This is a genomic window from Aeromonas salmonicida subsp. salmonicida (assembly GCF_001643305.1).
GTDB lineage: Bacteria > Pseudomonadota > Gammaproteobacteria > Enterobacterales > Aeromonadaceae > Aeromonas > Aeromonas salmonicida.
The window spans coordinates 102,601-123,176 of record NZ_LSGW01000046.1; the positions used below are offsets into that span (position 1 = coordinate 102,601).

Genomic DNA, 20,576 nt, shown 5'->3' on the forward strand with positions numbered 1-20,576 from the left:
CTTGCAAGTGCTGTCTCCCGAGCACAGGCAGTGCTCGGGAGACAACTACAAAGCAAGTCTCGTAGAGAGGCTGGCTTACTTGACGGTGACCCGGGCAAACTTGCGCTTGCCGACCTGATAGACGGCGGTGCCGGTACCTACCAGTGCCTTGCCATCTTCCAGCTTCTCGCCGTCACGCTTGACCGCGCCCTGCTTGATCATACGCAGTGCTTCGGAGGTGGTGGCCACCAGATCGGCGTCTTTGAGCAGGTTGGCGATGGCCAGACCGTCACCTTCCAGCGCCAGTTCGACTTCCGGCATCTCGTCCGGAATGGCGTTCTTGGAGAAACGCTGGGTGAAATCTTCGTGGGCCGCTTCCGCTGCCGCTTCGTCGTGATAGCGAGCGATGATCTCTTTCGCCAGCCAGATCTTCACGTCACGGGGATTCAGGGTGTTCGCGGCGATACCGGCTTTGAACTCTTCAATTTCGGCCAAGGGACGAGAGGAGAGCAGCTCGTAGTAGTTCCACATCAGGTCATCTGTGATGGACATGATCTTGCCGAACATCTCGCCCGGGGCATCGTGCACGCCTATGTAGTTGGCGGCGGACTTGGACATCTTCTTGACGCCGTCCAGACCGACCAGCAGCGGCATCATCAGCACGCACTGGGCGGCCATACCGGCATCTTTTTGCAGCTCGCGGCCCATCAGCAGGTTGAACTTCTGATCGGTACCGCCGAGCTCGACGTCCGCTTTGAGCGCAACCGAGTCATAGCCTTGCAGCAGTGGATAGAGGAATTCGTGAATCGCGATGGACTGGCCGCCGGTGTAGCGCTTCTTGAAGTCGTCGCGCTCCATCATGCGGGCCACGGTCTGCTTGGCCGCCAGCTTGATCATGCCGGTCGCACCCAGCTCGCCCAGCCAGCTGGAGTTGTACTCGATGCGAGTCTTGGCGGGATCGAGGATCTTGAACGCCTGCTCCGCATAAGTGAGGGCGTTGTGCTTGATGGCCTCTTCGGAGAGCGGCGGACGAGTGCTGTTCTTGCCGGAGGGATCACCCACCATGGCGGTGAAATCGCCGATCAGCAGAATGATCTCGTGACCCAGATCCTGGAAGGTCTTCAGCTTGTTGAGGATCACGGTATGACCCAGGTGAATGTCGGGAGCCGTCGGGTCCATCCCCAGCTTGATGCGCAGCGGGCGCCCTTCCTTCAACTTGGCAACCAGTTCTTCTTCAACCAGAATTTCTTCCGCTCCGCGCTTGATCTCGGCTAGCGCCACCTCGAGCTGGGACATTTTTTGACACTCCAATCACGATTCCACAGGGCCAAACATATTACTGGAATGGCGAGCTAATTGGAAAGACTGTAAAATCCGCTCATTCTGCCCGACTTCGTCAGCTTCTCATGGTCATTTGGAACGCCTTCAACTCTCTTCCCACCTGGCACCGCAAGATGGTGCTGATTTTGAGCATCATGGTGATGATGCTGGCGGCCTGGCCAAGCGAACGGGCAGTCGCCACCCGGGTCGATGAAAACAGCAACGAGCTAGCCGCCGAGCCGCAACCGGACGACGACGATCTGTTGGCACAAGCCGGGCAAGCGGCTATCCCGCCCAAGCCGAGCTATGTCACCAAACAGGTGAAAGTGCGCCGTGGCGACAACATGGGCGTCATCTTCCAGCGGCTGGGGCTCAGCACCACGGATCTGCACCTGATCGATCAACTCGACGGCAGCGACCCCCTGCGCATGTTGCGTCCCGGGCAAGAACTCACCTTCAAGCTCACCAAAAATGGCGATCTGCACAGCCTTTATTACCCCCACAGCCTGGAACAGGCGTTGAAAGTAAGCCGCAAGGCCGAGAGCTTCGTGGCCAAACCGGTCAAGCTGGAACTCGATACCCGCGAGCAGGTTACCCGAGGCGAGATACGCTCCAGCTTCTGGGGGGCTGCCGTCGAGGCGGGGATGACCGAAGATCAGATCATGGATCTCGCCGCCATTTTCGGCTGGGATATCGACTTCGCACAGGACCTGCAACCCGGGGACAGCTTTCGGGTTGTCTATCAGGAAAAATTCCAGGATGACGAGCGAGTGGCCTCCGGCGACATTCTGGCCGCCGAGTTCATCAACCAGGGTGCCATCTATCGCGCCGTGCTGAACGATGATGGCAACTACTACACACCGGAAGGCAAGGCGATGCGCAAAAGCTTCCTGCGCGCGCCAGTCAACTTCAAATACATCAGTTCCAACTTCAATCCGCGCCGCCTGCACCCGGTCACCGGCAAGGTGCGTCCCCACAATGGCATCGACTATGTGGCACCGGTGGGCACCCCCATCATGGCGGCGGGCGGCGGCAGCGTAGTGGCGGCCGGTTACAACCAGTTCAACGGCAACTATGTCTTCATCAAGCACGCCGGCAACTATGTGACCAAGTACCTGCACCTCTCCAAACGCACCGTCAATAAAGGTCAGCGGGTGAAACAGGGGCAGACCATTGGCACCCTGGGGGGCACAGGTCGGGTAACAGGCCCGCACCTGCACTATGAATTTGTGGTGGGCGGCATTCACAAGAACCCGCGCACCCTCAATCTGCCGCAGGCCGAGACCCTCACAGGGCGGGAGCTGGCCAACTTCAAACTGCTGGCAACGCCGCAACTGGCCAAACTCGACCAACTCGACAAACCCGAGCTGCAGCTGGCCCAGAACAAGCGGGACGGTCGCGACAATTAAGCCGCGCCTCTGCCGAGCCATATGGCGTGAAAGCACATGCTGTCGGGTTGATACAGGGAGCCGGAAGAGAGCATGGCAGCGATGCCGTTATCCCTTCTCTCTGGTCAGGTTTCTCGACACATAAGGAGCTGTCATGAGTGAGCACGATCTCGGTCTGATGTCGGGGACCGGAATGTGCATGGGATTGAGGCCGTGACCTTCTCTATCCTCTCTCACTCTCTTTTCCTACCCGCAATTTAGGAGACACCATGATTGAGCGCTACATTGGGCTGATGTCCGGCACCAGCATGGATGGTATCGACGCCGTGCTGGTGATGATGGACGGGGATGAACTACGGGTCGAAGCAGCACTCTGCCACCCCTGGCCTGCCGACATGGCGCATGCGCTTCATGCCCTCTGTACGCCCGGCGACAACGAGATAGACAGGCTGGGGGTCGCCGACCACCAAGTGGCGCAGGAATTTGCCGCCGCCACTCATGCCCTGCTCGCCAAGGCGGGCCTTACCCCTGCCGCTATTCGCGCCATCGGCAGCCACGGCCAGACCATTCGTCACCGCCCCCAGCTTAGGTTTACCCTGCAGATCGGCAACGCCGCCCTGCTGGCGGCGCTGACCGGCATCGACGTCATCGCCGATTTCCGCACCATGGACATGGCGCTCGGTGGTCAGGGGGCCCCGCTGGTGCCCGCCTTCCATCAGGCGCTGTTTGCCAAGCCCGGCGTGCTGCGGGTGGTGCTGAACCTAGGCGGCATCGCCAATATCTCGGTGCTGCCAGGCAACGCGGGCGGGGTGTATGGTTTTGATACCGGCCCTGCCAACACCCTGCTCGATGGCTGGTATCGCCGCCATCAGCCCCACGGCGGCAGCTATGACGCCGGAGGCAAATGGGCCGCCAGCGGCCAGCTGATACCGGCGCTGCTGGAAAAGCTGCTGGCTCACCCCTACTTCGCCGCCCCGTGGCCCAAGAGCACGGGGCGGGAGATGTTTACCCTGGATTGGCTCGATGGCGAGCTGGCGGGCAGTACATACGCCCCCGTGGATGTGCAGCGCACCCTGCAGGCGCTCACCTGCCACAGTATCGCTCGTCAGCTGCCCGTCCCTCCCGAATCCCCCGGGATCAACCAGCCCAAAACCGAGCTCTTCGTCTGTGGTGGCGGTGCTCACAATGGCCCCTTGCTGGCGGAGCTGGCCAACCTGCTGCCCGGCTGGCGCATCGCCAGCACGACCGAGCTGGGGATTGCCCCCGACTGGATGGAGGGAGCGGCATTTGCCTGGCTGGCACAGCGCTTTATCCACCGCAAACCCGGCAACCTGCCCGCCGTTACCGGTGCCAGCCGTCTTGCCGTCCTGGGTGCCCTCTATCCCGCCTGATCGCCAACTGGGAGCACCACCTATTACCCCGATCACTGCCAGCAAGGGAGGGCAAGCTGCCCTCCCATACACGGTCGCCAATCGCACGGCCCTCTACCCCGCCGGATAAGTAACACTGGCTGCCCGATCTGCGTCGCCCAAGCGGGTAAGCCAGCATTTGGCCCCACTATCACGAGCCGCCAACAGGACGACTGCACCCTTATGGCATATTTATCTCTCTATTTGGCGCGATAAATATCATCAGGATCAGCGAACAAGCGGCTATTCGAACGCAATATTAAAATATCGCCTATGCAATATATTGAATTATATTTCAGCCACATCTTTATTAGTCTTTGGATGACCTTGGGCTAGCATATTTTTAGCAGACAGGATAGATGCACAAAACGCTTAAAAATACATATCTATGCACAATAAAATCGATTAACCGCAAGATGGCGCATGTTTTTAACGCCTCGTTCACAGCACAGCCCCCTCCCCCGCCAGGGGAAGAACCCAGTCCACACGGGCTCGCCTGCGACACCAGACCTGTTTGATCCACCCAGGAATCGTATTCACCCTGAATTGAATAGCAAAACAGCTATATTTCCAAGCGTTGAGCCATCTCATAGAAACGCAATCACTGGTTTGCATCCCCTGATGGCCACTCATAGAATCGCCTCGTCTGAAATAATCAACCCTGTCCCTTCCTCTCTTATCCCATTCAGCTATTGAGTGGATTAAATATATAACCGGGGATGCACCTGCTGGCGCACTCGGATGGGACGAACCTGTACCTGAGTTAACAATGAATACTAAAAAGAGGAATATCTATGAGTGGCACCATCATCAAGGCTGCAAGAAATACCACCCATGCCCCCCAGGATCTGGGCCCCTACACCCAGACGGTGGCTTTCTCTCATTACAACAATATTTCTGCCCAGCTGCCGGTCGATCCCAAGACTGGCAAGATGGTGAGTGGCGACGTCAAGGTACAGGCCAGACAGTGCCTGAATAACCTCAAGGCGATCATAGAGAGCATCGGCCACGTGATGGACGATATGGTCAAAGCCACCATCTTCCTCAAAGACATTTCGGATCTGGAAGCGGTCGACGCCGTCTATCGCGAATTCTTCCCGGGCTATCTGCCGACCCGCACCACACTCGCCGTGGCCGCCCTGCCGCTGGATGCCCAGGTGCAGATCGACGCCATCATCTCCAATGGCGAAGGCACCTTCCCGCAGGCGCCCTGCGCCCTGGTGAAACTGGCCCGCAACAGCGACAAGGCACCGCACAACCCGCTCTCGACCCATACCGTCGCCTTCTCCCACTACAACAACATAGGTGCACAGCTGCCGGTCGAGGCCGCCTCGGGCAAGCTGGTCGCCGGTGGTATCAAGGAGCAGGCAGGTCAGTGTCTGCGCAACATCAAGACCGTGCTGGAAAGCATCGATGTGCCGTTTGACGACATCGTCAAGGTGAACATCTACCTGACCAGCCTCGCGGATCTGGACGCCGTCAACGAGGTCTACACCACCTTCTTCCCGGACTCCGCCATTGCCCGCGCCGTCGCCTATCTGCCGGCCCGCTCCGTGATCAGCGCAACTGCCCTGCCAATGGGTGCCCGGGTGCAGATGGATGCGGTCATCTCCCACGGTGACGGCACACCGCCGCAACTGGTAGAAGACCGTCACAATCTGGTGATCGCTGCCCGCAATACCGACAAGGCACCACGCAGCCCGCTCCATTGCCAGACTGTCGCCTTCTCCCACTACAACCATCTGGCCGCTCAACTGCCGCTGGATATCACCACCGGCAAGATCCTGACTGGTTGTGTCAAAGAGCAGACCGCCCAGTGCCTCAGCAATATCAAGGCCATCGTCGAGAGCATCGACCATGTGATGGACGATATCGTCAAGGTCAATATTCAGGTGAAGAACATCGCGGATCTGGCCGAGGTGGATGCCGTCTATACCCGCTATTTCCCGAGCTATCTGCCCGCCCGCACCGTCATTGGCGTGAGCGAGCTGCCCGCCGGCGCCTTGGTGCAGATGGATGCAGTACTCTCCAATGCGGAAAGTACCCCGCCGCAGGTGTAAGATTTGCTTTAAATGATAAAAAGACACCGGATAAGCCGGTGTCTTTTTATCGGGTGTCAACATTGACGACCTTATGCTTAAAATTTTCCTTAGTTATCCGAGAATTTGTTTAAGCTCCACCTCTTTCAATTTAAAGATCTCATACTCCCGCGCATTTCTGCTCTTGGCAGCAGTGATCCATTGCACGCCGGTTTCATCGGCGTGTTTGAATTCGAGTCTGAATACGTATTTTGTACTGGTGACCATAGCCATCACCATTCCTGCCAGAAAAGTGACTGCGGGGAGAAACAACGTCATTCCCTTCCCCTGCGCTTCAGTCGGTATAAAGTAGAAAAGGATACTGGATGTAATTAACCCGAACAATAACATGTTTATTTGTTTATCCTTCCATGTAAGCACTTTTACTTATACATCAGAGATCCTGTTCAAATCATACGAATCAGAATTTATCTTCAGCTTTCCCTCTGACTTATCAATCAATACAGAACAAGCCATTGTAAATACCCCATCCTTTTTAAAATGCTGTAAATCACCTGATTTACTTAAAAATCACTCACTACCATGATCGAACGACAAATAACTCGCCTGCCCTATATCACTGGAAACGATACTGCAACGAATGCGGATTAATCACCATTCAGATGCACAGCATATTATGAACGGAATCGTATGGCACCAAATAAATGCAGCCATACCGATAAATTGGAGGTCGCCAACATACTAAGTTGTAAAACTGAATTATTCACTCAGGGTTGACCATGTCTCCCATAGAATAAAATTCTCTTATAAAAAACGCCCCCCATCTTTCGATGGAGGGCGCTTTGTTATTCCAGCTATTGGGCCAAACCAGCCCAATATTTAGCTATTACAGGGACTCTGCGGTCGCAACCACGTTTTCCACGGTAAAGCCGAATTCCTTGAACAGCAGCTCGGCCGGTGCAGACTCACCGAAGGTGGTCATGCCGATGATCTTGCCGCCAAAGCCCACGTACTTGTACCAGTAGTCGGCGATGCCCGCTTCGATGGCCACGCGCTTGGTGACGGAAGACGGCAGGACGGACTCCTTGTATTCGGCAGACTGGGCGTCGAACACGTCGGTGGCTGGCAGGGAAACCACGCGCACGGCGCGGCCCTTGGCAGTCAACTGCTCATAGGCGGCCACGGCCAGCTCCACTTCGGAACCGGTGGCGATCAGGATGAGTTCCGGCGTACCGGCACAATCCTTCAGCACATAACCACCCTTGGCGGTATCGGCCAATTGCTGGGCGGTACGGTCCATCTGGGGCAGGTTCTGGCGGGAGAAGATCAGCGCAGTCGGGCCGTCCATACGCTCGATGGCGTGCTTCCAGGCGATGGCGGATTCAACCTGGTCACATGGGCGCCAGGTGCTCATGTTCGGGGTCAGACGCAGGGAGGCGATCTGCTCGACCGGCTGGTGAGTCGGGCCATCTTCACCCAGACCGATGGAGTCGTGGGTGTAAACGAAGATGGCGCGCTGCTTCATCAGGGCGGCCATACGCAGGGCGTTGCGGGCGTACTCCATGAACATCAGGAAGGTGGCGCCGTAGGGGATGAAACCACCGTGCAGGGCGATACCGTTCATGATGGCGGACATGGCGAACTCGCGCACACCGTAGTGAATGTAGTTGCCTGCCGCGCTCTCGGGGGTGAGAGACTTGGAACCGGACCACATGGTCAGGTTGGACGGGGCCAGGTCAGCGGAACCACCCATGAACTCGGGCAGCAGCTTGCCGAAGGCTTCCAGAGAGTTCTGGGACGCTTTACGGGTCGCAATCTTGGCCGGGTTGGCTTGCAGGGTCTCGATGATCTTGGCAGATTCAGCGGCCCAGTTGGCCGGCAGCTCGCCTGCGGTGCGACGCTTGAATTCGGCAGCCAGCGCCGGGTGAGCGGCTTCATAGGCGGCAAACTTGGCAGCCCAGTCGGCTTCCAGCTTGGTACCCTTCTCCTGACCGTTCCACTCGGCGGCGATGTCGGACGGAATGACGAACGGTGCGTGGTCCCACTTCAGGAAGGCACGGGCGGCGGCGATCTCGTCGTTGCCCAGCGGTGAGCCGTGGCAATCGTGAGAACCAGATTTGTTCGGTGAACCGTAGCCGATGATGGTGCGGCAGCAGATCAGGGTCGGCTTGCCGGTCTCGGCCTTGGCGGCTTCGATGGCGGCATTGATGGCTTCCGGACTGTGACCGTCAACGGCAGCAATCACGTGCCAGCCGTAGGCTTCGAAACGCTTGGGGGTGTCGTCGGTGAACCAGCCTTCAACGTGACCGTCGATGGATATACCGTTGTCATCCCAGAATGCGATCAGTTTGCCCAGTTGCAGGGTACCTGCCAGGGAGCAAGCCTCGTGGGAGATGCCTTCCATCAGGCAGCCGTCGCCCATGAAGGCGTAGGTGTAGTGGTCAACGATGTCGTGACCCGGCTGGTTGAACTGCTCGGCCATGGCTTTTTCGGCGATCGCCATGCCCACGGCATTGGTGATGCCCTGACCCAGCGGGCCAGTGGTGGTTTCGATGCCTGGCGCATAACCGTACTCGGGGTGGCCGGGGGTGCGAGAGTGCAGTTGGCGGAAGTTTTTCAGATCGTCGATGGAGAGATCATAACCGGAGAGATGCAGCAGAGAGTACAGCAGCATGGAGCCGTGGCCGTTAGACAGAATGAAACGGTCGCGGTCGGCCCACTTGGGGTTGTTCGGGTTATGCTTGAGGTGGCTGCGCCACAACACTTCGGCGATATCCGCCATTCCCATGGGGGCGCCCGGGTGACCGGAGTTGGCTTTTTGAACGGCATCCATACTCAATGCGCGAATGGCATTGGCAAGCTCTTTACGAGAAGGCATCTGTATCTCCTGCGATTGCTTCATTTGATGGCCAAGATTAAGGCGCGTTATTGTCCCAGCAGGGGGCGTGCGGTGCAAATATTATCTGGGCGAATAAAGTGGCTTTGGGAGCTCAATCGCTTTTCTTGCCAGGGCAAACGATTGAGTTGTCATCGGCTTGCACCCCAAATGGGGTAAAGCACGTATCTTGTTCGGCCAGCACGGGGCAAAACCAAAATAGTGCTGGCAATCGAGAAGGGCGCTAACTAAAATGGACGTCCAGATGTAGATACCTCTACAATCATCCTATCATCACCCGGTTATTGCTGTGGCGATAACCCCAGACAAGCTGAGAATCCCATCATGGCAAAGCTGTTTACTTCCGAGTCGGTCTCCGAAGGCCATCCCGACAAGATTGCGGACCAGATCTCCGATGCGGTACTGGACGCCATCCTCAAGCAAGATACCAAGGCCCGTGTCGCCTGTGAGACCCTGGTCAAGACCGGCATGGTCATGGTAGCCGGTGAAGTAACCACCTCTGCCTGGGTCGATATCGAAGAGATAGTGCGCGATACAGTGCGTGACATCGGCTACACCCACTCCGACATGGGCTTCGACGCAGATTCTTGCGCCGTGCTGAACGCCATCGGCAAGCAGTCCCCTGACATCAACCAGGGTGTTGACCGCAGCGATCCGCTGGAGCAGGGCGCCGGTGACCAGGGCCTGATGTTTGGCTACGCCACCAACGAAACCGACGTGCTGATGCCCGCCCCCATCACTTACTCTCACCTGCTGGTGAAGCGTCAGGCTGAAGTGCGCAAGAACGGCACCCTGCCGTGGCTGCGTCCGGATGCCAAAAGCCAGCTGACCTTCGCCTACGACGACGCAGGCAAGATCCTGGGTGTGGATGCCGTTGTGCTTTCTACCCAGCACAGTGAATCCATCAGCCACAAGGATCTGGTGGAAGCGGTGCGCGAAGAGATCATCAAGCCTGTGCTGCCGGCCGAGTGGGTCAACAAGGACACCAAATACTTCATCAACCCGACCGGCCGTTTCGTTATCGGCGGCCCCATGGGTGACTGCGGTCTGACCGGTCGCAAGATCATCGTCGACACCTACGGCGGCATGGCCCGTCACGGTGGTGGCGCTTTCTCAGGCAAGGATCCGTCCAAGGTTGACCGCTCTGCCGCCTACGCTGCCCGCTACGTGGCCAAGAACATTGTCGCCGCCGGTCTGGCGGATCGCTGCGAGATCCAGATCTCCTACGCCATCGGCGTGGCCGAGCCGACCTCCATCAGCGTCGAAACCTTCGGTACCGCCAAGGTGGCCGAGGATCTGCTGGTCAAGCTGGTACGCGAGCACTTCGAACTGCGCCCGTATGGCCTGATCGAGATGCTGGATCTGAAGCGCCCCATCTACCAGGCTACCGCTGCCTACGGTCACTTCGGTCGCGAAGAGTTCCCGTGGGAGCAGACCGACAAGGCCGAGCTGCTGCGCTCCGCCGCTGGCCTCTAAGGCACTCAGTTGTGATAAAAGGGGAGCCTGGCTCCCCTTTTGCTTGTCTGCTGACCGACGGAAATCCCATGTCTGCTACCCCTGCTCATCTCGAACAACTGCTGCATCAGCGGGTCGACGCCTGTTTCGTGCAGGCCGAGGCGCGCCTCGGTCGCACCTTTGCCCGTCCGCGCATTTATTGCAATATGCGGGGCCGGGCGGCGGGTTCCGCGCGGCTGCAGACCTGGGAGCTGCGCTTCAACCCTGCCCTCTATCAGGCCAATCAGCAGGCGTTTCTGGACGAGGTGGTGCCCCATGAGGTGGCCCATCTGCTGGTCTATGCCCTCTGGGGTGAGGGTCGGGGCAAGCATAGGGTATTGCCCCACGGCCAGCAGTGGCAGTCGCTGATGCGGGAGCTGTTCGGCCTTGAGCCCAGAACCACCCACAGCTTCGATCTGACGGTGCTGGCCCAACGCACAGTGCCTTATCGCTGTCACTGCCAGCAGCATCAGCTGTCGGTTCGCCGCCACAACAAGGTGGTGCGCGGCGACGCCCGCTACCACTGCCGCTGCTGCAAGCAGCCCCTGGAGCGGGAACAGCAGGCGCCAGTGTCTGCACAGTAAGCCAGCCCGTGTCGCAACCCTGTGTTAGGGTGCCTTCTCTTTTCATCCAACCGTTTCATTGCCAAGGATCTTCATGTTTCGTCCCCTGCTCTCTGTCGCCCTGACTCTGTTGGTCAGCCTGCCCCTTCATGCCCAGACTTTTCGCACCGCCAAGCAGGATCTGGTCAAGCTCTATAAAACCCAGCCCACAGTCACCACCTTCTACTGCGGCTGCGACATTCGCTATCAGGGCAAAAAAATGAGCCCAGATCTGGCCAGCTGCGGTTATGAACCGCGCAAGCAGCCCAAACGAGCCGCCCGTATCGAGTGGGAACACGTGGTACCCGCCTGGGAATTTGGCCATCAACTGCAGTGCTGGCAGCAGGGTGGACGCAAAAATTGCAGCAAGAGCGATGAGTTCAACAAGATGGAGGGGGACATGCACAACCTCTTCCCCGCCATCGGCGAGGTAAATGGCGATCGGGCCAACTACCGTTTCTCCGACTGGAACGGCACCCCGGATCAGTACGGCCAGTGCCAGATGCTGGTGGACTTCAAGGAGCGCCGGGTGCAACCACCCAAGGGGCTGGTACGAGGCCAGATCGCCCGCGCCTACCTCTATATGAGCCAGCAACATGGGCTGCGCCTCGCCGCGCAACAACGTAAACTGTTCGAAGCCTGGGACAGGCAGTACCCGGCAGATAGCTGGGAGTGCGAGCGCAACCGCCGCATCGGCAAGCTGCAGGGCAATACCAACCCCTTCATTGAAAAGCAGTGCCGATAACCCCATTTGACTAAGGAGGGGGAGCGCCCCCTCTCATCATGAGCCCCTTCAACCTCTGTCGCGTGAGCCTTGCTCAGCGCCTCGCAGTAGGATATTGAAGGGTTTCCAAGCAAGAGACTGATAATCAGCCATGCGCATTCCACGTATCTATGAAGCGGCCACCCTGCAAGTTGGCCAGACACTCGCCCTGTCGGAAGACGGTGCCAACCACATCGGCCGGGTACTGCGCATGCAGCCGGGCCAGCAGCTCGAGCTGTTCAATGGCGACGGCAATCAATATGCCGCCACCATCACCCTGGTCGGTAAGAAATCGGTTGAAGTGACCATCGACAGCTGCGAGCAGCGCTCGGTGGAATCCCCCTTCGCCATCCATCTGGGCCAGGTGATCAGCCGGGGTGACAAGATGGACTTCACCATCCAGAAATCCGTCGAACTGGGTGTCACCTGCATCACGCCGCTCTTCTCCGAGCGCTGCGGCGTCAAGCTGCCCGCCGACAGGCTGGAGAAGAAACGCGAGCAGTGGCAGAAGGTGGTGATCAGTGCCTGCGAGCAGTGCGGCCGCAATGTGGTGCCCGAAGTTCGCATGCCGATGGAGCTCGATGCCTGGCTGGCGGAAGAGACCCAAGAGCTCAAGCTCAACCTGCACCCGCGCGCCGAATACAGCATCAACACCCTGCCTGTTCCCGAGCATGGAGTACGGCTGCTGATCGGTCCGGAAGGGGGCTTGTCGAGCGACGAGATCGCCCGTACCGTGCAGGAAGATTTCAAAGAGATGCTGCTGGGGCCGCGGGTGCTACGCACCGAAACCGCCGCCCTGACCGCCATTACCGCGCTGCAGTGCCGCTTTGGCGATCTGGCCTGAAACAGGTTTTAAGAATCTCACTCGCAATCGAGCCACAAGAAGGAAACTCGGATGACCATTAAACTCGGCATAGTGATGGACCCGATTTCGGCCATCAATATCAAGAAAGATTCCAGCTTTGCCATGCTCGAAGAGGCGCAAAAGCGCGGCTATGAGCTCTTCTATCTGGAGATGTCGGATCTCTATATGGAAGCCGGCCGCGCCTTTGGCACCATGCGCCCGCTGACCGTCAAATATGACTATGCCGACTGGTTCAGCCTGGGCGAGGTGATCGATCAGCCCCTCTCCACCCTGGATGTGATCCTGATGCGCAAGGATCCCCCCTTCGACACAGAGTTCATCTACGCCACCTACATGCTGGAGCGGGCCGAGGATGAGGGCTGCCTCATCGTCAACAAGCCCCAGAGCCTGCGCGACGCCAACGAGAAGCTCTACACCGCCTGGTTTGCCGAACACACCCCGACCACGCTCGTCACTCGCAGAGCAGACAAACTGCGCGCCTTCCACGCCAAACACAAAGACGTGATCTTGAAGCCCTTGGACGGCATGGGCGGCGCCTCCATCTTCCGTATGAAGGAAGATGACGCCAACGTCGGTGTCATCATCGAAACCCTGACTGAACATGGCAGCCAGTACTGCATGGCGCAGACCTATCTGCCCGCCATCAAGGATGGCGACAAGCGGGTGCTGGTGGTGAACGGTGAACCCGTACCCTACTGCCTGGCCCGCATCCCGGCGCAGGGGGAGACTCGGGGCAACCTGGCGGCCGGTGGCCGTGGCGAGGCGCGCCCCTTGAGCGAAGCGGACTGGGCCATCGCCCGCGCCGTCGGCCCGACCCTCAAAGAGAAGGGCCTCATCTTCGTCGGCCTCGACATCATTGGCGATAGGCTGACCGAGATTAACGTCACCAGCCCGACCTGCATCCGCGAGATCGAGGCCGCCTTTGACGTCTCCATCACAGGCATGCTGATGGATGCCATCGAGCGTCGGCTGGCGAAAGCCTGAATCGCCACAGCCAAACGGCAATAACAGAAGAGGCGGCCCCTGGGCCGCCTCTTCTTTTTCATCCTGTTACCTCATTTATCCCGGCCCCCTTTAACAGCGGAACTGCCCTACCTTCACCTTGAGATCGCTCGACAGCTGCTCCAGCTCGTGACAACTCTGGTTCAACTCGGAAGCGGCCTTGGTCGACTCTGTCGCTATGTGGGCTATGTTGACCACGTTGCGGGTGATCTCCTCGGCTACCTTGCTCTGCTCCTCAGCCGCCGTGGCGATATGGGTGTTCATCTCGTTGATCACATTGACCGAACTCACTATCTCGCCGAGGGCCTGACCACAGGCCAGCACGGTGCGATTGGACTCCTCAACCTGACTCAGCCCCAGTTCCATGCTGGAGGCCGCCTCGCTGGCCCCCTGCTGCAACTTGACAATGGTCTTGCCGATCTCTTCGGTGGAACGCTGGGTGCGCTGGGCCAGGGTGCGCACCTCATCGGCCACCACGGCAAAGCCGCGACCCTGATCGCCGGCCCGCGCCGCTTCGATGGCCGCATTGAGCGCCAGCAGGTTGGTCTGCTCGGCAATGCCACGAATGGCATCCATCACGCTGCTGATGTTGCGGCTGTCATCCGCCAGCTGGGTGATCATGGCGGCCGTGTTCTGGATCTGGGCGGAGAGGCCGGACATGCGCAAGATAGCATCTTCGACAATATGGTGGCCGTGACGGGCACTCTCGTGGGCATGGTGCGCCGCATCGGCGGCGCTGTTGGAACTGTTCGCCACTTCGGCCACAGTTGCACTCATCTGGTTCATGGCGGTCGCGGTCTGATCCGTTTCTGCCTGTTGCTCTGCGAAGCGCCCCCGGCTTTGCATGCCGATGTGGGCCAGATGGGCCGACGCTGTGGCAAGCTGCTCCGCCATGCCGTTGATCTGGGTGATGAGCTCACGAAAATGGCAGATCACCTCGTTGAGTGAATGAGCCAGCCCGCCCATCTCATCTTTGCGCAGCACGGGTACCAGCTTGCTCAAGTCGAGATCGGTCTGCATGCCGCGCAAGATCCCGCCCATGGCGACCAAAGGTTGACTGACGCTACGTCCGGCCCACACACCGAAGAACAGAATGCAGGCCCCCCCCCACCACAAACATCAGGATAAAGAGCTGGAATAGTTGCTGCCTGAGGTCATTGAGCTCGCCGATATTTTGCTCCGCCTCCTTGAGCTGGAACTCCACCAGCGCGCTCACACCGTCGCTCACCGGGTCTATCACCCCGTAGAGGGGCATGATGCGGGCAGCCAGCAAATCCCGCGCCTCCCCCTGCATCTGATCCAGCACAGTCACCACGGCAGCAATCTGCTGATCGGCGGCACCAAACAAGGCCTGCACACTGGCGGCCTCCTGCTGTTCGGCCGCGCTCATCTCCCGACTCCGGTATTGCTGCCAGATCTGCGCTATCTCCCGCTGCGCCTGCTGCATGTCAGCCTTGGCGTTGGACGGTGCTATGCCCCCCACATTGGCTTTGTTGGCCGCATCGATCACCTTGACCGCGTAGAGATCGGCAATCTGCTTAAGCTCCTTGAGCTGTACCACCTCTCCCTGATACATGGCGTTCATTCCCGCCATCAACTGGGACATCGCCTGGGTTGCACCGACCAGCAAGGCCAACAGTGCCAACAGGGGCACAACGCAACCCAGGATCAACTTCTGTCTGATCGAAATACCTTCCATGGCTTTCTCTCCACTCGAAATATATTGATAGCCTAGACCCTGCTGGTAAAAAGCGGTTTTGCCCAACGAGGCGAGCTGCCATAATTGCTTCAAATACCTTTGCAATATTTGGCCCATATGCAAACACTGCAAAATCATTTTCTGCTCGCCATGCCGAGCCTCTCCGATCCCTATTTCGAACGTTCGCTGGTCTACCTGTGCGAGCACAATGAAGAGGGTGCCATGGGGTTGGTGGTCAATATCCCGGTGGACATGTCACTGGATGCCATGCTGACCCAGCTCAAACTCGCACCACCGCCCAGCCCGGAACTCAAACAGCCGGTGCTGCAAGGGGGCCCTGTGCATGCCGATCGCGGCTTCGTGCTGCACAGCTTCCGTCCCGGGTTCAACTCCACCCTGCAGGTGGGGGACGAACTCATGGTCACCACCTCCAAGGACATACTGGAAACCCTGGGCACCGAACAGGCACCGGATCACTGGTTGGTGGCGCTCGGCTACGCAGGTTGGAGTGCGGGTCAACTGGAACAGGAACTGGTGGACGGGGCCTGGCTGGTGATACCGCCCAACCCGGATCTGGTATTCAAGACTCCCATTCATCAACGCTGGCAGCAAGCGGCCGCCAGCATAGGGGTCAATCCCATTCATCTATCCAGCGACATCGGCCATAGCTGATGCCGTTTGCCACGCATTTTGCGATGCGTTTTGAGGAAAATATTCAATGTCATCACGCAGTATCATGGGCTTCGACTACGGCACCAAGAGCATAGGGGTCGCCATCGGACAGGAGCTCACCGGCACGGCCCAGCCCCTGCGCGCCATCAAGGCCAACGACGGTGTGCCCAACTGGGACGACATCGAAAAACTGCTCAAGGAGTGGCAGCCAGACCTGCTGGTGGTGGGATTGCCGCTGAACATGGATGGCACAGAGCAGGAGATCACTGTGCGGGCTCGCAAATTCGGCAATCGCCTGCACGGCCGCTTTGGTAAGCAGGTGGAGTTCAAGGACGAGCGGCTCACCACCACGGATGCCCGCGCCCGCCTGTTTGAACGGGGTGGCTACAAGGCACTCGATAAAGGCAGTGTGGACGGTGTCTCAGCACAGCTCATTCTGGAAGCCTGGATGGAAGAGCAGTACGGCTAATCCAGAAACAACAAGGCAAGGGCTGCAGCCCTTGCCTTGCCACATACTCCCCCATCATGCCAGTGACTGATCAGGCGCCAGCGCCTCATCCTCTGTCAGACTCAGATGTTCCGAATGCCCCATGGGAACCGTGACTGCGACATTAGCGTGGCGATACGTCGTTGTAGAGTCGCCGGATTTCGTTGCGCAGCCACATCACCTTAACATCCTGATTGTGGCGTTTGTGCCAGAGCAGAACGAAGGCAATCTCCAACTGGGCGTAGAGCTTCTCGGACAGCGGTAGCGGCATGGCAATCAGGTTGTCGTGATGCTTGGCCGCATAACCGCCGCAGTAGGAAGGGGCGATGGCAATCAGCTCGTGGCTGGACTGGGCGGCAATATGCAACGCCTGCTCGAAGCTGGAGACCATGATGGGCACATTTCGTTTCAGCCCCTCCTCCTCCAGCAGACTGTCGAGAGCCCAGCTGTCATTCGCCTCCCACACCATGCTGACCTGAGGAGACGCCAGAAAGTTCTCCAGCGACCACTTCTGCTCGAGCAGGGGGTGATCCTTGCGCAGAAAGACCACGGGGCGATCGGTGAACAGCACCTCATGGTCGATGTAGTAGGGCAACCGGTTGACCTTGGCCCGGGAGCGGGCATAGGTTTCCCTAGCACAAAATCCCAGATCCGCATCCCCGTTGACAATGTCATTGAGGGAATGGTGATCCCACCCCAGCATCCTGACCACAGAGTTGGGGTACTTCTGGTAGATGGTCGTGGGCAGATCGCTCAGGAAGCTGATGTAGAAAGGCGACTCCATTACCAGACTAAAGCGGGCCCCGTCGGGGATCGCCTCGCTGTTGAGCGAAGTGATGGTGTCAGTGAGCTGGAACCAGACCTTCAGCTCCTCCTCCAGGGTCAGGGATAGGTTGGTGGGCTGCAACCCCTGCCGCACCCGCACAAACAGGGGATCGTCAAACCACTCCCGCAACTTGGCGAGGGATTTGCTCACCGCAGACGGGGTGACACAGAGCTTTTTGGCCGCCCCTGCCACACTGCGCGCCTGCATCAGATACTTGAAGACCACCAGCAGGTTCAAATCGAGTTCACCCAGATTGCGCATATCCCCTCTCACATTTCGTTCGTTATCCCCGCGACCGCGCTTCACGCACCGCGAGCAATGGTAGCAGCCCTTTGACGGCCAGGTAACTGAGCAGCGTCAGCAGCAGGGCATAGATCAGCATCTCGGTCGGGGCAAAGCCAAGTTGGCCCAGCAGCCAGATATAGAGGCCGGAGAGGCTAATCTGCATGATACAGAGCACGGCGCTGGCGAACGCCACATTGTGCTGGCAACCATCGAGCGCCTCCCCCATCGCCACCCCGAAGCCGCAAGAAAAGCCAACGCAGACCAGTGCAAACCCCGGCAGCAGCAAGTGAATGTTGCCCCCCAACTGCCAGCTGCCGAACAAGACACACGCCGCCAACAGATAAGCCAGATGGGATACGGCCAGCACCTTGTGCTTGCCGAGCCAGCGCAGCAGCAGTGGCGTCAGGAAGGAGGTGGACATGCTCACCCCGGCCATCACCATCATCACGATGGAGTACTGCTCGGTGGTAAAACCAAATTCCTTCATCAGGATCAGTGGCGAGACGCTGACATAGACCAGAATGGCGGTCACACTGGCACTGGTCAGCAGGGAGAGCAGCATAAAGCGCGGGGAGCGCAGCAGGGCGAAGGGCAGCACCGTACCACTCCCCGGTTGCCGGGCAGGACGGGTCTCCTTGAGCAGCAACAAGTTCACCAGACCGCTAATGGCCGCCACCAGCGCCATCGCCACGAAGATCCCGCGCCAGTCAAAGTGGGACAGGATGAGATAACCGAGCACCGGCGCCAGCACAGGGATCACGCAGATGACGCCATTGATCATCGAGAGCGCCATCGCCAGCCGCTCCTGGCTCAATACATCCCGCAGCACGGTAAAAGTCATGATATAGAGCGCCCCCGCCCCGACGCCCTGCCAGAAACGGCCGAGATAAAACTGGCTGATCCCCGCCGCATTGGCCGCCACCAGCGAGGCGATGACAAAGATGAGGGCGCCCCCGATCACCACCCAGCGCCGTCCGTAACGATCCGCAATCATTCCCCCCAGCAGCACAGTCGCCGCCATACCGAACAGATAGATGGAGAAGGCGGTGTGGATCTGCGCCTCGCTCGCCTGCAGGGTGTCGGCAATCTGGGGCACCGCCACCAGATAGAGATCGATTCCGACCGGATAGAGGATGATCATCAGAAAACTGCACAACAGGAAAATACCCATGGATGCTCCATAACAGAGTGGCCCGCAAGCACCTGCCTGACGACTGAAACAGGTGGCCAGAGTGGGCGGGGCCAAGGTGGTAACGAACGTAGTAACGAACATGACAACGAACAGGGTCGCAATGGGAGAACTATATGGGCGACCCCCTCCTGCACCTAGTGAAGAGATGGCGATCGGTACATTCCAATTTGGACATTTTATTTTAAGTGCCGAGCTATTTGGGCATTAGCGTGAACGATGGCCGTGCCAGGCAGCACCAAAAAGTACGCAGGGCAATCCCGGCGTACTCATCTCAATCAAAACAACCGCACTGTCACTCGGCAAGCTGGCTCAGGATGGCGTGAGCCGCCTTGACCCTGGCCTCGTTGGGATAGTTGCGGTTGGCCAGCATGACGATGCCTATCCCCTTGGCGGGCACGAACGCCACATAGGCCCCAAAGCCGCCGGTCGAGCACGTCTTGTTGTAGAGTCGCGCCCCCCCCATCTCTTGGGACGTGGCAACTGATTTGACCGGGTTGGCATTGTAAATCACCGCCGATGAGTTGCCCGCCAGCAATGTCTGCTCGGTCACCGGATAGGCGTAACTCTCCCAGCCCAGTCCCTGGGTCATTTCTCCCACATAGTAGAAACCTGTGTGGGTCAGCGCGATCGCGCTTTTTACCACGGCATCTCCCTGATACCCCATGTTCGCCTCGACAAACTTCAGCAGATCTGCAGAGCCAGTCTTGATGCCATAGGCCTCGGCCGCCAGCACGCCCGGATTGACCCTGACGGGCTTGTCTTCCTTCGAATAGCCGTAGGCATAATTCGCCATGGCCGACTCCGGCACCTGGATATAGGTGTGATGCAAACCCAGCTTGGGCAGCAGGGTCTGGCTCATCAGTTGCTCAAATGGCTGGCCCAGACTATTCGCGGCCAGGTGACCAAACAGACCTATGCTGGGGTTGGAATACTGGCGATGGGTACCCGCCGGGTAGGCTGGTGTCCACTGGCGATAGTAGGCACGCATCTTGTCGGTGGAATCCACCTCGTCGGGAAATTGCAACGGCAGACCGCCCGCACTGTAGGTGGCGAGTTCGGCCATAGTGATGCCGTCGAAGGCAGAGCCTTTCAGCCAGGGCGCATGCTGGCTCGCCTTGTCCTCCAGCTGAAAACCACCCTTGACCGCGGCATAGGCGCCAAGGGTCGCGGTCAGTGTCTTGCTGACCGAACCAATTTCGAACAGGGTCTGCTCGCTGACGCGAGCTCCGCTCTCCCGATCCGCCACCCCGTAGTTGAAGTAGTGCGCCTTGCCTTCTTTGAGCACGGCGACCGCCATGCCCGGAACCCTGTGCTCCTTGAGCAAAGGCTGGATGGCGCCATCCACCAAGGCCGTCAGGGGCTCGGCTTCTTTTGCATGGGATAAGGGGGAGAGCAGCAGGGTACTCAGTACCAGCAGCGACCGGGTTGTAGCTTTTTCCATTTGATGAGTCTCATGATGAATGTAGGTAACGCCAACCCCATGGCTGGCACAGTCAATCCGTGCGTCAGCATAGATGAGCTCCATGTGCCCACAGTGAACCAGAGTGAAGTCTGTGTGAAGTCGCCCCAAAAATGACCCGGCTCAATGGCTTGCCCTTTCGTTGCCCCCTCCTCCATCGCTGACGTATAAGCTGTAGGGGCAATGAGACACAGGGGGA

The 20,576-nt window shown here is 58.7% G+C and carries 16 protein-coding genes and 1 pseudogene; 10 read left to right on the forward strand and 7 right to left on the reverse strand.

All coding sequences use genetic code 11. The features are described from left to right. Positions 1-75: 75 nt before the first annotated feature. Entirely contained in the window at positions 76-1,275 is a 1,200-nt protein-coding gene (gene tyrS / locus AXW79_RS05680; RefSeq protein WP_005316933.1) for a tyrosine--tRNA ligase, read from the reverse strand. A 110-nt stretch (positions 1,276-1,385) separates the two neighbouring features. Between tyrS and AXW79_RS05685 the strand changes: the two genes are divergently transcribed. The 3 genes from AXW79_RS05685 to AXW79_RS05695 all read left to right on the forward strand — a co-directional run bounded on the left by AXW79_RS05685 (position 1,386) and on the right by AXW79_RS05695 (position 6,156). Then, complete coding sequence (locus tag AXW79_RS05685) at positions 1,386-2,708, forward strand: peptidoglycan DD-metalloendopeptidase family protein (RefSeq protein ID WP_005316934.1); 1,323 nt, start codon at positions 1,386-1,388, stop codon at positions 2,706-2,708. Positions 2,709-2,956: 248 nt separating this feature from the next. After that, entirely contained in the window at positions 2,957-4,078 is a 1,122-nt protein-coding gene (locus AXW79_RS05690) for an anhydro-N-acetylmuramic acid kinase (RefSeq protein WP_005316935.1), read from the forward strand. Between the two features lie 812 nt (positions 4,079-4,890). After that, complete coding sequence (locus AXW79_RS05695; protein ID WP_005316936.1) at positions 4,891-6,156, forward strand: RidA family protein; 1,266 nt, start codon at positions 4,891-4,893, stop codon at positions 6,154-6,156. Between the two features lie 93 nt (positions 6,157-6,249). Here AXW79_RS05695 and AXW79_RS05700 read toward each other — a convergent pair whose 3' ends face one another. Together AXW79_RS05700 and tkt are read right to left on the reverse strand one after the other, a co-directional pair. Continuing rightward, positions 6,250-6,453: a hypothetical protein gene (locus AXW79_RS05700; protein WP_151287688.1), complete on the reverse strand. Its 204-nt coding sequence runs from the start codon at positions 6,451-6,453 to the stop codon at positions 6,250-6,252. A gap of 568 nt (positions 6,454-7,021) precedes the next feature. After that, entirely contained in the window at positions 7,022-9,013 is a 1,992-nt protein-coding gene (gene tkt / locus AXW79_RS05705; RefSeq protein WP_005316941.1) for a transketolase, read from the reverse strand. A 342-nt stretch (positions 9,014-9,355) separates the two neighbouring features. On the opposite strand from tkt, the gene metK reads away from it, so the two are divergent. The 5 genes from metK (at position 9,356) to gshB (ending at position 13,739) form a co-directional block, all read left to right on the forward strand. After that, a complete protein-coding gene (gene metK, locus AXW79_RS05710) occupies positions 9,356-10,507 on the forward strand; it encodes a methionine adenosyltransferase (RefSeq protein ID WP_005316943.1) in 1,152 nt (383 codons plus the stop codon). Positions 10,508-10,575: 68 nt separating this feature from the next. Further along, positions 10,576-11,109, forward strand: coding sequence for a SprT family zinc-dependent metalloprotease (locus AXW79_RS05715; RefSeq protein ID WP_005316946.1), 534 nt, complete (start codon positions 10,576-10,578; stop codon positions 11,107-11,109). Between the two features lie 73 nt (positions 11,110-11,182). Next, positions 11,183-11,872, forward strand: coding sequence for an endonuclease (locus AXW79_RS05720; protein ID WP_005316947.1), 690 nt, complete (start codon positions 11,183-11,185; stop codon positions 11,870-11,872). 130 nt (positions 11,873-12,002) lie between these two features. Beyond that, the gene (gene rsmE / locus AXW79_RS05725; protein ID WP_005316949.1) at positions 12,003-12,734 is read left to right on the forward strand and encodes a 16S rRNA (uracil(1498)-N(3))-methyltransferase; all 732 of its coding nucleotides are present in this window, start codon (positions 12,003-12,005) and stop codon (positions 12,732-12,734) included. Positions 12,735-12,785: 51 nt separating this feature from the next. Next, positions 12,786-13,739 (forward strand): glutathione synthase, encoded by a 954-nt coding sequence (gene gshB / locus AXW79_RS05730; RefSeq protein ID WP_005316951.1) that lies wholly within the window; start codon positions 12,786-12,788, stop codon positions 13,737-13,739. 90 nt (positions 13,740-13,829) lie between these two features. Here the strand turns inward: gshB and AXW79_RS24025 are convergent. Further along, positions 13,830-15,456: pseudogene (locus AXW79_RS24025) on the reverse strand (methyl-accepting chemotaxis protein). A gap of 117 nt (positions 15,457-15,573) precedes the next feature. On the opposite strand from AXW79_RS24025, the gene AXW79_RS05740 reads away from it, so the two are divergent. Both AXW79_RS05740 and ruvX read left to right on the forward strand, forming a co-directional pair. Then, entirely contained in the window at positions 15,574-16,128 is a 555-nt protein-coding gene (locus AXW79_RS05740; RefSeq protein ID WP_005316953.1) for a YqgE/AlgH family protein, read from the forward strand. A 46-nt stretch (positions 16,129-16,174) separates the two neighbouring features. Continuing rightward, positions 16,175-16,597 (forward strand): Holliday junction resolvase RuvX, encoded by a 423-nt coding sequence (gene ruvX / locus AXW79_RS05745; protein WP_005316956.1) that lies wholly within the window; start codon positions 16,175-16,177, stop codon positions 16,595-16,597. A gap of 142 nt (positions 16,598-16,739) precedes the next feature. On the opposite strand, the gene yidZ is transcribed toward ruvX, so the two are convergent. The 3 genes from yidZ to ampC form a co-directional block, all read right to left on the reverse strand. Further along, positions 16,740-17,702, reverse strand: a complete 963-nt coding sequence (gene yidZ, locus AXW79_RS05750) for an HTH-type transcriptional regulator YidZ (protein WP_005316958.1) — start codon at positions 17,700-17,702, stop codon at positions 16,740-16,742. 22 nt (positions 17,703-17,724) lie between these two features. After that, complete coding sequence (locus AXW79_RS05755; protein ID WP_005316960.1) at positions 17,725-18,897, reverse strand: MFS transporter; 1,173 nt, start codon at positions 18,895-18,897, stop codon at positions 17,725-17,727. A 313-nt stretch (positions 18,898-19,210) separates the two neighbouring features. Then, on the reverse strand, positions 19,211-20,359 hold the full coding sequence (gene ampC, locus AXW79_RS05760) for an FOX/MOX family class C beta-lactamase (protein ID WP_005316962.1): 1,149 nt from the start codon (positions 20,357-20,359) through the stop codon (positions 19,211-19,213). Between the last annotated feature and the right edge of the window lie 217 nt (positions 20,360-20,576).